The organism is Chitinimonas violaceus (assembly GCF_052601015.1).
In genome coordinates this window covers 102,703-116,326 of record NZ_JBQXDJ010000006.1, presented here as the reverse complement: position 1 = coordinate 116,326, position 13,624 = coordinate 102,703, and the positions used below count along the sequence as shown (strand labels likewise).

Genomic DNA, 13,624 nt, shown 5'->3' with positions numbered 1-13,624 from the left:
CAGCACTGCCAGCGAGCACGACACCTTGCACTTTGAGCGCGTACTCGACGAGGGTAATACCAGCCGTGACGTGTGGACTGATCGCGGCTATGTGGATGGGGAGCGTGAAGCTCGGCTCATTGGACAAGGCTGGCGCATGCACACCCAGCGTAAAGGCAGAGCGGACAAGCCCTTGTCCGAATGCCAGAAACGTCGCAATCGACGGATTGCCAAGATCCGTGCCCGTGTTGAACACCCCTTCGCGAGTCTGGCGCAGATGGGGGGCAAAGCCTTACGTTGCATCGGGTTGGCACGCGCCACCTTGAATCTGCACTGGAAGATTGCGGGGTACAACTTGCAACGCTTGTGCTATCTGAAGGTCGCTGGCGTGGTGGCCTTCTGATGCCAGGAATTTGTCTGGATTGGCTGGAAATGGCCAATTCGGGAGAGAAAGCGATGCAAGACGAGTGATAAGTTCCGGAACGGGCTGTCTGGAAGCAACGCAAGGTCGACTTACGCCGCTGTAATGTCAAAAAGTCGGGTTATTCGAGGTGCCCTTTCCTAATAAGAAGTTTTCGGTTCGGGAAAAATACCATCCGCTCGTCGAGTCGAGATTGGATGTCCCGAACCTAAAGCACAGGATGTGTAAATACCGTATGTCCGAGAATCAACCTCATAAGCCAGTAAGTTTCGGCACCGTTAGCTACACAACGCCCATCTTGTAAATCTGAACCTTTTCGACTGCTAGCACTCTCACATGACGAGTGCTAATATCGTCGTGCCTTGACGAAACAACGTGGGCACATAGGAGAATACAAGTTATGTCAGCAGCTACCTTTACTCTGCCGGTTTTGGCTTCCGGCGATAGCCTGGATCGCTACCTGCAGCAGATTGCTGCCATACCTCTGCTCAGCCAGGAAGAGGAAACCGAGCTTGCTACACGCTTACAGACTCATAACGATCTGGAAGCAGCTGGTCGGCTTGTTATGTCCCATCTTCGCGTGGTGGCATCCATTGCGCGTGGATACGCCGGCTATGGCTTGCCTCAAGCCGACCTGATTCAAGAAGGCAATATCGGCTTGATGAAGGCGGTAAAGCGTTTTGAGCCAACACGCGGCGTGCGTCTGTTTTCTTTCGCCGTCCATTGGATTCGCGCCGAAATCCACGAGTATATTCTGCGTAACTGGCGGCTTGTCCGCATCGCGACCACTAAGGCCCAGCGTAAGCTGTTCTTCAACCTGCGCAGCATGAAATCCGGCTTGAATGCCTTGACGCACAAGGAAGCACAGCAAATCGCAGACGATTTGGGTGTGAAGCCCGAAGAAGTGCTGGAAATGGAAACCCGCATGACAGGCCACGATGTGGCGCTTGTCGCGGAAGACAACGACGAAGACAGTTACGCCCCCATTGACTGGCTGGCCGACCACGACAGCGAACCCGTTGCCGTACTGGAACGCCGTGCTACCGATCATCTGCATGGTGAAGGTATCAATTCTGCATTGGAAGCGCTTGACCCACGTAGCCGTCGAATTGTAGAGGCACGCTGGTTGGGTGACGAAAATGGCGCCACTTTGCATGAACTGGCTGATGAATTCGGTGTATCGGCAGAACGTATACGCCAAATCGAAGTCAAAGCCTTGCAAAAGATGAAAGCTTCGCTCAGCTGATACCGCTACGCCGCGTTGTGTTTTCAATCAGAAACCACGCGGCGAGCAAGAACATAAATAGGCTTTCTGCTATGGGTTCGCCCATAACATCGCAGATGTGTCGAGTCGTATTTACTGCTGTTGTCGATTAAGCCGGTACATCAATCTGCACGATGCCAATTCAACCTTTGCACACGTGTTTCATTGCCACAATTCGCCGCATACCGCCGGGCAAGGTAATGAGCTACGGCGCAGTGGCCAAAAGTGCAGGTTTGCCACGTCATGCCCGCCATGTAGGCGTGGCCCTGAAAAATCTGGATGGTGAAGCTGATGTGCCTTGGTGGCGCGTAGTTAATGGCGAAGGTCGTATCAGCGCGCGAGGGTTGGATGGTAATAACGACTTGCAGCGCGTATTACTGGAAGCAGAAGGCGTCCAATTCGACGAAACCGGACGGATAGATATGCGATGCTTCAGTTGGAATCCGTCGTAGCGCGCCAGCAATACGTAAAGTCGTGAGATTGGTTCTAACTGACATCTGTTCTCATCACCTCGGACAAACGGCTGAGCAAAATTACCCCAAGCGGACTAGAGTTAAGGTCTCGACCTCAACAACCTCTATCAAGATCCCCACGGAAAAGGAGACTGGATGCTAGAAGACTCCCTGCTGAAATATACCCTTGGTTACAATGGCCCGGAGCGGCGAATGCAAGAGCGCCGCACTCCTATTCACCTGGAAGACCGTGATTGGCGCATACAGAATTTGGCACTGGTCGGTAGTGATACACGCGGTTCCCTAGGTCGACGTGCCAACGATTATTTTGTACTGTCGGGCACATTTCATTAGCCCCTATATGCTTACGGCACACTAAGGTGCCGTCGTCGGTATAACCGACCACACAAAGGCGACCGCATACGAGGTCGCCTTTGCATTTGTATTGATAACATCGGCACTTGTGAAACTTTCCAGCCCCCCTCATATCCTTGTCTGATTAGCAGCTTTGTCGGCTGCTTCATGACAAGGAAAATTATGGATGCGTTACCCATCGCGGGTTACCTGCTGGCAATTCTGCTGATCGTAGCGGGCTTTGCTGGCAATCTGCTGCCATTACTGCCCTCAGCACCCTTACTGATGGCCGGCTTTGTTCTTTGCGCGTGGCTGGATGATTTTCAGCGGGTGGGCTGGGGTTGGCTGGGCGTGCTGCTGGCACTCAGCATTGTCATGATCATTATCGACTTTATTGCAGGTGCGTGGGGGGCCAATAAACTAGGAGCCAGCCGTCAGGCTGTCATCGGCGCGACACTGGGTGCCATTCTGGGGATTTTCTTCAATATCGTGGGCCTGATCTTCGGGCCATTCATTGGCGCTGCAATTGGCGAGTGGCTAGCACGCGGCGACGCGATCCGCGCAGGCCAGGTCGGCTTGGCTACTTGGCTGGGCTTACTCATCGGCACCGTGGCCAAGCTCGGCCTAAGCCTCGTTATGATAGGGCTGTTTGCTTTTGCTTTCTTCGTTTAACCAGAAAAACTAGCGGCGTTCCTGTTGCCAGAGCAGATAAATCGCCAGCACCAAGAACAAAGTGGAAGGCAAGCTTGCCGCCAGAATAGGCGACCAGTCATATAAAAGCCCAAGGTGACCCACCAGCTTGTTCACAAAGTAAAAGCCCAACCCAAGCATGATGCCGACGAATAGCTTTACCCCTATCCCACCGGCGCGGCGTTGGGTCTGTGCAAATGGTAATGCGATAACCAGCATGGCCAAGCACGCTAATGGGTAGATCAGCTTGGTCCACAGGGCAATCTCGTAACGCCGGGTCTGCTGCTGGTTGCGCTTGAGATGGTCGATATATTCCATCAAAGTCACCACCGACATCTGCTCCGGCGCAATCAACAATACCGAAAGCGTGTCTGGCGTCAGCACCGAGTGCCAGACGAACTGATCAAGCTTCTCCACCTTCACGCTACCGTTCTCAAAATGCGTGGCGGTGATATTGCTCAGCAACCAAGCGCCTTCCTTAGGTTGCCAAACACCACGCTCTGCCCTGCCCTGCAGGCTAAGCCGTCGTTTGACGTCAAACTGGTAGAAGTTGATGTTGTGCAGCGTCTGATCTGGCAATACTTCGCGCACATTGACGAAGCTGCCGTCATCTTTCATCCAGAAACCGGATCGGAAATCCTGCGTCACTAATTGCCCTTTGGCCGCCAGGCGAAGCTGTGTAGCTGCGCGCTCAGCCCGAGGAGCAAGATATTCACCCGCCAACAATGTGAATGCGGCAAAACCCACCCCGGCAATGCTCAGAATAGCCAGCATGCGCTTCACCGACATGCCGCCAACCCGCATCACGGTCAGTTCCGAATTCTGGTTCAGCATCGACAGGGCAAACAAACCACCGATAAGAACAGCAATCGGCATCAGCTCATAAGCATGCCCTGGTGTCAGCAGCAGCACATAGGCCAACAGTTTGACAAAGGTGTACCCACCTTTGCCCAGCGACCCCAATTCGCCGATCAAATCAAAGAACAAAAAGAGGCCAAGCAATGCAGCGAGCACAAACAGGCTGGTTCGTACTACCTCAACGATCAGATACCGGCTCAGGATTTTCATGTACGCGCCTTCGACCGCCAACGGAACAGGCTGTACGCAATAGCGATCACCGCTAAGTGGACAGGCCACATCCCTACCCATGCCGACAAACGCCCCGCAGCAATCCAGCTTTGCGCCAGATTGATCAGGTTCACATAGATGGAGAACAACAACACAGCAATCAAGAGGTTGAATGTACGACCGACCCGCGGGTTCACATACGCAAGTGGCACCGCTACCAGTGACAGCAATACCAATGAGATCGGGATAGCAATACGCCACGCGAGTTCGGCTTCCTCTTCGGGCTTATCACTACCCATCAAGGCCAGGGTCGTCTTCGCCTCCGTACTGGTGCTTACCGCACGGTGGTCCCCCTCCTCTACGCGTATCCTCGCCTCATTGAATTCCACTATCCGATAACTGGGCATGCCCAATGTACCTTCATAGCGCCGGCCATTCTGCAGCACCAGAATCCGTTCACCATCCGGGTGGCTCAACAAATACCCTTCAGCCGCCACGGTAACGGTCTGCTGGTCACTCTCGGTTGACTGCACAAAGATATTGCGCGCTGCACCACCTTCACCCGAGTAGTTCTCGATGAAATATACCCGGTCGGATCGCGCAGACTCTTTGAACATACCCGGTGCAAGCGCCGACATATCGTCGCGCGTCGCCAACTGTTCGCGATATTCACGACTTTTCTGTTTGGCCCACGGCGTCATGCCTAGACTAAGGGATGCGGACAACAAGGCCAGCGGCACGGCAAACATCAGCACTGGGCGTATCCACGCGGTCAACGGCTGGCCTGCAGAGAACCAGATGTCCATCTCGCGATCGCGCCATGCCCGGGTCAGCGTCATCAGAACAGTAATGAATGCGGTGAGTGAAAGCAGCCAGGGTACGATACTGAGCAGGATAAACCCCAGCAACGCCACCACAGCTTCAGAGGCCACCGAGCCACCCGCTGCGAGCCCAAGCAACTTGGCCCCTCGGGTTACCACCACAATCGCGAGCAGCACAAAAAATACGCCTGCCGCCATGCCGGTAAATTCACGCAACATGGCACGCTCGAACAAACGTTCGGACGGCAGACAACGAGAAAGAAATGAATATTTATTAGAGGACGGCAAGGCGCGCTTTGACTTTTACCGGTTGAGTTCGGAAAATCGCAGACGTTTTCCAGTTTTCCGCGCTGGGGCCAACAAAAGCAGCGGCGCGAATTCACAACGCAGGCGGTGTGTTTTCAATCCCGAAAAACCACCAAGCCGCGATCTTACAGGAGTCCTCCGTGGAAATCATTGTCAAGGCCGTGAACGCCGAAAAACAAAAGGCCGCCATACTCGCCCTGTCTGTACAAAACGGCAAACTAGGCGCAACAGCAACAGCGGTGGATAAGACCGCTGCCGGCCACCTGGCCGCAGTGCTCAAGCTGGGCGACCTGGACCCCAAAGCTGGCAGCTGCATGCTGTTGCACAAGGTACCAGGCGTAACCGCAGAGCGTGTGTTGTTGGTTAGCGTAGGCGAAAGCAATAAAGATTTCCGCGAGGCAGCACGTGCTGCTGTAAAAGCAGCTGTCAGTGTCGGCGGTGAACTGGCCGTTGGCTTTGATCACCGCAATACTGCCTGGGCGGCTGAAGAGATTGCCGTCGCAGCCTTCGATGCCAGCTACAAATTCGACAGCACCAAGTCCAAGAAAAGCGAAAAACCAGGGCTCAAGAAAGTTACCCTGCTGGCTGGCAAAGCCGATGAGGCCACTGTTGCCAAAGCCATTACCGCTGGTAGCGCTTTGGGTGAAGCACTGAACCTTGCCAAGGATCTTGGCAACCTGCCTCCTAATTTCTGTACCCCTACCCATCTGGCCAACACTGCCAAGTCCATCGCCAAGCAGTTCGGCATGAAAGTGGATGTAATGGACCGTGCCGAGATCGAAAAACTCGGCATGCTGTCTTTCGTATCGGTCGCCAAGGGTTCGACCGAACCGATGAAGCTGATCGTCCTCAAGCACGAAGGCGGCGCCAAGGGCGATAAGCCTGTCGTCCTGGTCGGCAAAGGCATCACGTTCGACTCCGGCGGCATCAGCCTCAAGCCGGGTGCGAACATGGATGAAATGAAGTACGACATGATGGGTGCAGGTTCCGTCCTCGCCACCATGCATGGCGTTGGTGCAGCCAAACTGCCGTTGAATGTCTATGCCGTCGTAGCTACTTGCGAAAACATGCCTGCAGGCAATGCCAGCAAGCCAGGGGATGTCGTCACCACCATGAAGGGGCTGACGGTTGAAATCCTGAATACCGATGCTGAAGGCCGTCTGATACTCTGTGATGCACTGACCTATGCAGAGCGCTTCGAGCCTGCAGTCGTGGTCGATGTCGCTACCCTAACCGGTGCATGCGTAGTTGCACTGGGTAACCATACCAGCGGTCTGTATGCCAATAAGGAAGAACTGGCGCGCGAACTGCAAACCGCCGGCGATGTAGCGGGAGATCGGGCCTGGCAGATGCCGATGGGCGAGGAATACCATGAGCAGTTGAAGTCCAACTTCGCAGATCTGGCCAATATTGGTGGTCCTGGCGGTGGTTCGGTGACTGCAGCCTGCTTCCTGTCGCGTTTCGCCGAGAAATACGACTGGGCCCACTTGGATATCGCCGGTACTGCCTGGAAGCAAGGTGCAGCGAAAGGTGCAACCGGCCGTCCTGTACCATTGCTGACCCAGTTCCTGCGTAGCCGTGTTGCGAAGCCAGCCGCCGCTAAAGGGGATGCAGCAAAACCTGCAGCAACGAGTGCAACCAAAACAGCTACCAAGGTTGCTGTGAAAGCTGCAGAAAAACCAGCGGCTAAGGCTGCCAGCAAAGCAGTTGCCGGTAAGTCAGCTGTAGCAAAACCTGCAGCCAAGCCAGCAGCGAAACCTGTAACCAAGAAGAAATAAGTATGTCCGTACCTATGGCGAGTTTTTATTTCAATGTTGCCAACCGAGAGTTGGCGCTTTGCCAACTCGTTGGTAAAGCCTTGAAGCGCAAGCTCGCCATAGGCGTAATCACCGAGTCGGAAACCGCCAGCCGGGTAATAGACCGGCTGTTGTGGGAAGTACCACCAACGGGTTTTGTGCCACACTGCTTGGCGGAAGATAGTTGCGCCGCTCAGACACCCGCTTTGATTGATCATCGTCTGGAAAAACTGGGTCCCCGCGATGTGCTCTTCAACTGGACGCCTAGAATGGTACCTGCCAGCCCAAATCTCGCCCGTGTGATCGAAATCGTCGCCCATGACGACGAGGCTGGCCGGCAAGCAGCCCGTCAACGCGTTGCACAATACAAGCAAGCCGGCTATGAAGTGGAATACACAGATATGGCCAAGCTGGCCCAAGGTGGCGCGTAATGGCACAAGATTTTGACTTCTCCCTGCCGGGCCCTGATGACGACACGCCCAGTGTGCTGGGTAAGACAGATGCACTGATTGCCCGCCATAGGGGCCAAGGATCTGATGCAAACGTGCCGGTGCTGACCGACCTTGATGCTGAACTGTCACAGGGGGATATTCCTGTGCTGACCAATGTCGCGCCGATGGTAGGGGATGAACTGATGTTCTCCCCGGAGGAAATCCGCGCTGACGCAAAGACACCGGTCGCCTCTCCACCAGCAAGCGCAGCGCCAGCCAAACCTGCAGCAGCACCTACCGCTGCCCCGGCACAGCCACAAGCCTCTCCCAAACCTGCTGCAGCGCCAGCCAAGGCGGAGTTTGACTTTCCGGAACTGACGCTCCCCAGCTTTACACCAGCTGCACGACCTGCCCCGCCGCCCCCTGCCGCACCTATCCCCTCACCATTGGCAGATGGGCCGTTGATGCCGGAATTGGCGCTCGATTTTGATTTCACGCCCCCCCCTGATGTAAGCCGTACGCCGGCACCAGTGGCGAAGCCAGCTGTCGCTGCACCTGCTGCACCTGCTGCGCCTCGTCCCGCATCGGCTCCCATACCTACTGCATCTGTCGCAGCACCCGTTCCAGCCCCCGCACCACGCCCTGCGGCTGTACCCGCGGCGGCACCGGTAACCGTACCTGCACCACGACCAGCAGCTCCTCCCGTTGCTGCACCGGTAATTCAATCGCAACCCTTCGATGCGGACGACGAATTTGCCGGATTCAGTATCGAATTGCCGGATGAAGCCTTCCCCGTTGCACGCCCAGTAATCGACCCTGCTGCCATCGCCGCTGAGGTGCTCGCCAGCCTACGTCCGGAAGTGGAAAAGTTGCTGCGTACCGAGATGGCCCGCCAAGTCGCAGTCCTGCATACCGAAGCGCTGAAACGTACCCTAGGGGTACTACAGCCGCAGCTGGACAAACTGGTCCAAACACGTATCGAAGAAGTGCTCAAGAATTATTAGAATCTGTTTCATAAGACTGCTGCACGTCAGCAATATGGCTTCGACGTGCAGCAGTACTTCCCAACACCTCATACATTACCGACTACGCGTAACCGCCTGCCTACGGTAAAATCGCTTTTTTTCAATCGATTACCTGGGCATTCCGTACATGCGTACCTCGCAATTCTTCCTCTCTACCCTGAAAGAAGCCCCCAACGAGGCCGAACTGCCCAGCCATAAGCTGATGCTGCGCGCCGGTCTGATCAAAAAGTTGGGTTCCGGCCTGTACACCTGGATGCCACTGGGGTTGCGTGTTTTACGCCGGGTAGAGGCTGTTGTGCGCGACGAAATGAACAAAGCTGGCGCATTGGAATTGCTGATGCCGGCCATTCAGCCCGCTGAACTGTGGCAGGAAAGCGGCCGCTGGGCTGTATTCGGGCCACAAATGCTGAAGATTAAAGATCGCCACGAGCGCGACTTCTGCTTTGGCCCCACCCATGAGGAAGTGATCACCGATATCGCCCGCAGCGAGGTCAAGAGCTACAAGCAGCTGCCGCTGAGCTTCTACCAGATGCAGGTCAAATTCCGCGACGAAATACGGCCCCGTTTTGGCGTTATGCGCTCGCGTGAATTCGTGATGAAAGACGCTTACTCATTCCACACCGACCAGCCCAGCCTGGAAGCCACTTACAAGGTGATGTATCAGGCGTATTCAAACGTCTTCACCCGGCTTGGTTTACATTTCCGTCCTGTAGCCGCAGATACCGGTGCGATTGGCGGCGATGGCTCGCACGAATTCCATGTGCTGGCTGATGCCGGCGAAGATGCCCTCGCCTACTGCCCTACCTCGGACTTTGCCGCCAATGTGGAGCTGGCCGAAGCTGTGGCGCCTGCCGCACCCCGTGCAGCACCTGCCGAAGCCATGCGTGATATCGACACACCCAAACAGACCACCTGCGCTGCAGTTGCCGAACTGATGGGTATTCCACTGCAGCGCACTGTGAAGCTGATTGCGCTGATGGCGAACGATCAGATGGTCATCTGCCTCTTGCGCGGCGACCATAACCTCAATGAAGTCAAACTGGCCAAAGTTAAAGGCATGGCGGATTTCCGCTTCGCCACTGAGGAAGAACTGCGCGCGTTCTTCAACTGCCCACCCGGCTTCCTTGGCCCTGTCGGTATCGATCGCAGCCGTGCACGACTGATTGCCGACCGTAGTGTCGCAGCCATGAGCGACTTCGTCGTGGGTGCCAACAAGCCGAAATACCATATTGCCGGGGTTAACTGGGGCCGGGACCTGCCCGAAGCCGATGTTGTCGCCGATATCCGTAATGTCGTTGCGGGTGATACATCGCCAGATGGCAAAGGTGTACTGGAAATCTGCCGTGGTATCGAGGTAGGCCATATTTTCCAGTTACGTACCAAGTATTCTGAGGCATTGAACTGCAATTACCTGGATAGCGAAGGCCAGTTGAAACCGATGGAAATGGGCTGTTACGGCATTGGCGTCTCCCGTATCGTCGGTGCTGCCATCGAGCAGAACTTCGACGACAAAGGCATCAAGTTCTCCAATGCCATGGCGCCATTCACCGTGGTTATCGTACCGGTGGGTTACCAGCGATCCGAAGCTGTTAAAGCTGCTGCCGACTCCCTCTACGCGGAACTACAGGCCAAGGGAGTTGACGTATTGCTGGATGACCGCAATGAACGCCCCGGCGTGATGTTCGCCGATATGGAGCTCATAGGCATTCCGCACCGGGTAACGATAGGCGATAAGTCGCTGGCTGAAGAGAAAGTCGAGTACGTGTCACGCCAGAGCGGCGAGACTGAACTGATCAGCCAAGCAAACATCGTGTCCTGTCTGCTTGGCAAATTGGCTTAATAAGGTTTATTTTCTGTAAATGCTTCGCCTAGCCATTGTTTTTTCACTCTTTCTCACTGCGCTGCCTGCTTTGGCCGGGGCGCAGAAAGAAGAGGCTTTGTCTTTGTCGGTCGCAACGGCCATGCAACGTTCGATCAGTGATCAGGCCGAACCCCGCTTGGCTTTTGCCAATCCTGATGCTGGCAAAGCATGGCTGGCAGAAATGTCGGGCCGCCTGCAAAAGAAGATTCCTGATGATTACATGCGGGAAAAGCTGCTGACCGCTATCCATTACGAAGCCACCCGTGCCGGCCTGGACCCGCAGATGGTGCTCGGGTTGATTCAAGTAGAGAGTGGTTTTCGCAAGTACGCTATCTCTTCAGCAGGCGCACGCGGCCTTATGCAAGTCATGCCCTTCTGGCTACGCAGCATTGGCAATGGCAAGCATAACCTGTTCGATATGTATACCAATCTGCGCTTTGGCTGCACAATCCTACGCCATTACCTCGACATCGAGCAGGGTGATCTTTACCGTGCACTGGGCCGCTACAACGGTAGCCTTGGCAGGCCCGAGTACCCGAACCTTGTCCTAGGCGCCTGGAAAAAACAATGGGATTGGCAAACAGGGCAAGTACGCCTTCAGGCCGTGTCCTACTCCATCAAGTAAGCACACCTGTTTACGCTAGGTGTTTAGTCCCATAGTGTGCTGGAACGGATCAATCCAGAAGCGCTGTGGTTCAGTTGCCCAGATGTTGCAAACATATTCATAAGGGGTTAAGGTCTTCAAGCGACGAGCAAAGTTGTACGCCATCAGGAATGCCTGCAAATGGGATTTCAGCTGATCATGCGATTGATAGTGGTAACGCTTGACCGTCGTCTCCTTGATCGTCCGATTCATGCGTTCGACCTGTCCATTGGTCCAAGGATGGCAGACCTTGGTTAACCGATGTTCGATGTGGTGGACTTGGCAGAGTCGATCAAATGGAATCGACCAGTAGGCTTCAGTACCTTGCCGCTTGGCAAACTGAATGCCGTTGTCCGTCAAGATCGTATGAATGGTGTAAGGCACTGTGGCGATCAAGCCAGATAGAAAATCCCTTGCCACCAGGCGTGTTGCCCTGGAATGAAGCTCAGCGTAGGCCAGTTTTGACGTCTGATCGATAGCGACAAAGAGATACAGCCTCCCTTCGTCCGTTTGGATTTCGGCAATGTCAAGATGAAAGTAACCGATAGGGTATGACTTGAACGACTTCTTCTGTGGCTGATCTCCCTCGACTTCGGGTAGTCGGGAAATGCCATGACGCTGCAAGCAGCGATGCAAGGCAGAGCGGGTCAAATGCGGCATGTTGGGCTGGAGTGCGTACAAGCAGTCGTCCAAAGGCAGCAAGGTGTACTTCCGGAAGGCAACGATGGCGGCTTCCTCCTCCTGCGTCAGTACCGTCGAACGGGCTGCCTTCGGCCCCATGGGTGCATCATGCGTAAATGAGCGTGCCCGCCATTTCGCAATGGTCTTGGGATTCACCCCATGCAGCTTGGCCAGTGTGCTCAGGCTCGCTTGACTATGTTGTATCGCGCGACGGGTTGCCGGTGTCGTTGTGGCGCTTCCATGTAGAACCTGTCCCATAGCTCATCCTTTCGTAGCTGGCTAAAGATTAGACCAGCATACTGTGGGACTAAACAGCTAGGCACACCCACTAAGATCAAACAAGTGAAACAGCCACCCTCGGACATAGTCGAGAGATGCGTTGCTTCAAGCAATCGTCTGTCTAAGAACTTGTTCAAAGTCTGCTGCACGTCAGCAATACGGCGTTGAAAACAACCTCGGAATGCTCATTTACCCTATGTAAATTCCGCTTCCTCAGTTGTTTTCGCCTTGTCTTGCCTTAGCTCGCGAGACTTTGAACAGGTTCTAAGAACCTGTTCAAAGAAAAAGGGAAATCTATTCTCAGCCCCATTATGCATTAGTGGTGTTCTTCATTAATTAATCAGTGCTGTATTTCTTTATCAAACTTTGCAAAGTACTCTCTCTTAAATTGCCTATTGCAGTCCAAAATTGTTCGGTACGTTCTCTATTTTTTTGGTAGTACAGGTTATTGAATATAATAAAGTAATCTTTACTAGAGATAAGTGTAGGCAGCCGCTCTATATCATTCATTCCCGCGCGCTGTATAGCAGCATCGCCCACAGTATCCAGCGTTGCATAAGCAGCAATTCTGCCAAGGCGCAGTTGGTTAAAATTTTCCTGAGTCGTATAAGACTCAAGAACAGGTACTTTAAGCGCCTGTATATCTTTACCGATGGACCAGCCCATATTCACCCCTATTGGGCCAGATATACCACTGAAAGTCTCCCCATTCCAATTTGCTGGACTACCCTTCAGTTTATAAAGTGAATATGAAAGGGTAGCTATTCTTCGACTTTTGTCGGGCATTTCACCCTGCATTGGAAAGGCAAATATTGCGGTCCGTTCAACGCTGTACGAAAACAAAAAAGCGCCGTCATATTTTCCCATCCCAGTTTCTGCCATTACCCGCTTGGTGGGCAGTCTTTTTAGCGTAACCGCACAGCCTATTTTTGCAGCCGCCAATTGAGCTAATTCAACAGCTACCCCTGGGTGGTCAGGTGAAACATCGCCCACACCAACATAGTAAGGCGGTAAAGCATCACTATTGTAAGCCAGGGAAATTTCACAGGCGAAGGCTCGACTGGCCAAAATAAATAGCCCGCAGCCAACCCAAGCGTTTCTGCTCATCATTGTAATCTCCAAGATTGTCTTAGCCTTCCGCCATCAAGTAGATAAAGCAGTGCCCAGGAGCCTTCGTGCTTGTATCTATATACACCTGATAGGCTTCAAGATTCACTGGAATCGTTAGAGCATGTTCACAAACCTGCTACACAACGGCGATTGAGGCATGTGCGCTATTCGAAATCCTCTCGTACTCAAGTTCACTCTGGTTTCTGTTCGGCACCATACTGATAGCTGCACATGACAGATCGTCAGCAGATTGTTCAAAGTCTTCTACGTGTCAGCGATACCGCGTTGAAAGAACCCCCGAAATGCTCATTTATCATGAGTAAACGCCGCTTCCTCGGCTGTTTTCGCTTTGTCTCGCTCTAGCCCGCGAGACTTTGCACAGGTTCTTAGCGCCGCAGACATACTTAGTCTGCAAGTAATCAAGCCAACCTCCCGTTACAGTC

At 53.9% G+C, this 13,624-nt stretch carries 14 protein-coding genes; 10 read left to right on the top strand and 4 right to left on the bottom strand.

Annotated features, from left to right (window positions below):
* The 5 genes from ACUHMQ_RS03825 to ACUHMQ_RS03805 form a co-directional block, all read left to right on the top strand.
* Positions 1-382: transposase (locus ACUHMQ_RS03825; protein ID WP_445294126.1), on the top strand; the 382-nt coding region annotated here is incomplete at its 5' end.
* A 418-nt stretch (positions 383-800) separates the two neighbouring features.
* Positions 801-1,646, top strand: a complete 846-nt coding sequence (gene rpoH, locus ACUHMQ_RS03820) for an RNA polymerase sigma factor RpoH (RefSeq protein ID WP_445294125.1) — start codon at positions 801-803, stop codon at positions 1,644-1,646.
* 152 nt (positions 1,647-1,798) lie between these two features.
* The gene (locus ACUHMQ_RS03815) at positions 1,799-2,116 is read left to right on the top strand and encodes an MGMT family protein (protein WP_445294124.1); all 318 of its coding nucleotides are present in this window, start codon (positions 1,799-1,801) and stop codon (positions 2,114-2,116) included.
* 156 nt (positions 2,117-2,272) lie between these two features.
* Positions 2,273-2,470 (top strand): hypothetical protein, encoded by a 198-nt coding sequence (locus ACUHMQ_RS03810; protein WP_445294123.1) that lies wholly within the window; start codon positions 2,273-2,275, stop codon positions 2,468-2,470.
* 168 nt (positions 2,471-2,638) lie between these two features.
* Positions 2,639-3,142, top strand: a complete 504-nt coding sequence (locus ACUHMQ_RS03805) for a DUF456 domain-containing protein (RefSeq protein ID WP_445294122.1) — start codon at positions 2,639-2,641, stop codon at positions 3,140-3,142.
* A gap of 9 nt (positions 3,143-3,151) precedes the next feature.
* Here the strand turns inward: ACUHMQ_RS03805 and lptG are convergent, their stop codons facing one another.
* Both lptG and lptF read right to left on the bottom strand, forming a co-directional pair.
* The gene (gene lptG, locus ACUHMQ_RS03800; protein WP_445294121.1) at positions 3,152-4,228 is read right to left on the bottom strand and encodes an LPS export ABC transporter permease LptG; all 1,077 of its coding nucleotides are present in this window, start codon (positions 4,226-4,228) and stop codon (positions 3,152-3,154) included.
* Positions 4,225-5,283, bottom strand: a complete 1,059-nt coding sequence (gene lptF / locus ACUHMQ_RS03795; RefSeq protein WP_445294120.1) for an LPS export ABC transporter permease LptF — start codon at positions 5,281-5,283, stop codon at positions 4,225-4,227. Before lptF ends, lptG begins: the two co-directional genes overlap by 4 nt.
* 212 nt (positions 5,284-5,495) lie before the next feature.
* Between lptF and ACUHMQ_RS03790 the strand changes: the two genes are divergently transcribed.
* The 5 genes from ACUHMQ_RS03790 (at position 5,496) to ACUHMQ_RS03770 (ending at position 11,093) form a co-directional block, all read left to right on the top strand.
* A complete protein-coding gene (locus tag ACUHMQ_RS03790; protein WP_445294119.1) occupies positions 5,496-7,133 on the top strand; it encodes a leucyl aminopeptidase in 1,638 nt (545 codons plus the stop codon).
* Positions 7,134-7,135: 2 nt separating this feature from the next.
* Positions 7,136-7,582 (top strand): DNA polymerase III subunit chi, encoded by a 447-nt coding sequence (locus ACUHMQ_RS03785; protein WP_445294118.1) that lies wholly within the window; start codon positions 7,136-7,138, stop codon positions 7,580-7,582.
* Positions 7,582-8,586: a hypothetical protein gene (locus ACUHMQ_RS03780; protein WP_445294117.1), complete on the top strand. Its 1,005-nt coding sequence runs from the start codon at positions 7,582-7,584 to the stop codon at positions 8,584-8,586. The genes ACUHMQ_RS03785 and ACUHMQ_RS03780 overlap by 1 nt, the downstream gene beginning before the upstream one ends.
* A gap of 148 nt (positions 8,587-8,734) precedes the next feature.
* A complete protein-coding gene (locus ACUHMQ_RS03775) occupies positions 8,735-10,447 on the top strand; it encodes a proline--tRNA ligase (RefSeq protein WP_445294116.1) in 1,713 nt (570 codons plus the stop codon).
* Positions 10,448-10,466: 19 nt separating this feature from the next.
* On the top strand, positions 10,467-11,093 hold the full coding sequence (locus tag ACUHMQ_RS03770; RefSeq protein WP_445294115.1) for a lytic transglycosylase domain-containing protein: 627 nt from the start codon (positions 10,467-10,469) through the stop codon (positions 11,091-11,093).
* Between the two features lie 15 nt (positions 11,094-11,108).
* Here the strand turns inward: ACUHMQ_RS03770 and ACUHMQ_RS03765 are convergent, their stop codons facing one another.
* A complete protein-coding gene (locus tag ACUHMQ_RS03765) occupies positions 11,109-12,050 on the bottom strand; it encodes an IS481 family transposase (RefSeq protein WP_445294114.1) in 942 nt (313 codons plus the stop codon).
* Positions 12,051-12,407: 357 nt separating this feature from the next.
* The gene (locus tag ACUHMQ_RS03760) at positions 12,408-13,181 is read right to left on the bottom strand and encodes a substrate-binding periplasmic protein (protein ID WP_445294113.1); all 774 of its coding nucleotides are present in this window, start codon (positions 13,179-13,181) and stop codon (positions 12,408-12,410) included.
* Positions 13,182-13,624: the final 443 nt, after the last annotated feature.

Bases quoted from the DNA above. Each gene is read 5' to 3' on its own strand.
- ACUHMQ_RS03785 (WP_445294118.1), top strand. From the start codon at position 7,136: ATGTCCGTACCTATGGCGAGTTTTTATTTCAATGTTGCCAACCGAGAG.
- ACUHMQ_RS03805 (WP_445294122.1), top strand. From the start codon at position 2,639: ATGACAAGGAAAATTATGGATGCGTTACCCATCGCGGGTTACCTGCTG.
- ACUHMQ_RS03815 (WP_445294124.1), top strand. From the start codon at position 1,799: ATGCCAATTCAACCTTTGCACACGTGTTTCATTGCCACAATTCGCCGC.
- lptG (WP_445294121.1), bottom strand. From the start codon at position 4,228: ATGAAAATCCTGAGCCGGTATCTGATCGTTGAGGTAGTACGAACCAGC.
- ACUHMQ_RS03775 (WP_445294116.1), top strand. From the start codon at position 8,735: ATGCGTACCTCGCAATTCTTCCTCTCTACCCTGAAAGAAGCCCCCAAC.
- ACUHMQ_RS03810 (WP_445294123.1), top strand. From the start codon at position 2,273: ATGCTAGAAGACTCCCTGCTGAAATATACCCTTGGTTACAATGGCCCG.
- rpoH (WP_445294125.1), top strand. From the start codon at position 801: ATGTCAGCAGCTACCTTTACTCTGCCGGTTTTGGCTTCCGGCGATAGC.
- ACUHMQ_RS03780 (WP_445294117.1), top strand. From the start codon at position 7,582: ATGGCACAAGATTTTGACTTCTCCCTGCCGGGCCCTGATGACGACACG.
- ACUHMQ_RS03770 (WP_445294115.1), top strand. From the start codon at position 10,467: ATGCTTCGCCTAGCCATTGTTTTTTCACTCTTTCTCACTGCGCTGCCT.
- ACUHMQ_RS03760 (WP_445294113.1), bottom strand. From the start codon at position 13,181: ATGATGAGCAGAAACGCTTGGGTTGGCTGCGGGCTATTTATTTTGGCC.
- ACUHMQ_RS03765 (WP_445294114.1), bottom strand. From the start codon at position 12,050: ATGGGACAGGTTCTACATGGAAGCGCCACAACGACACCGGCAACCCGT.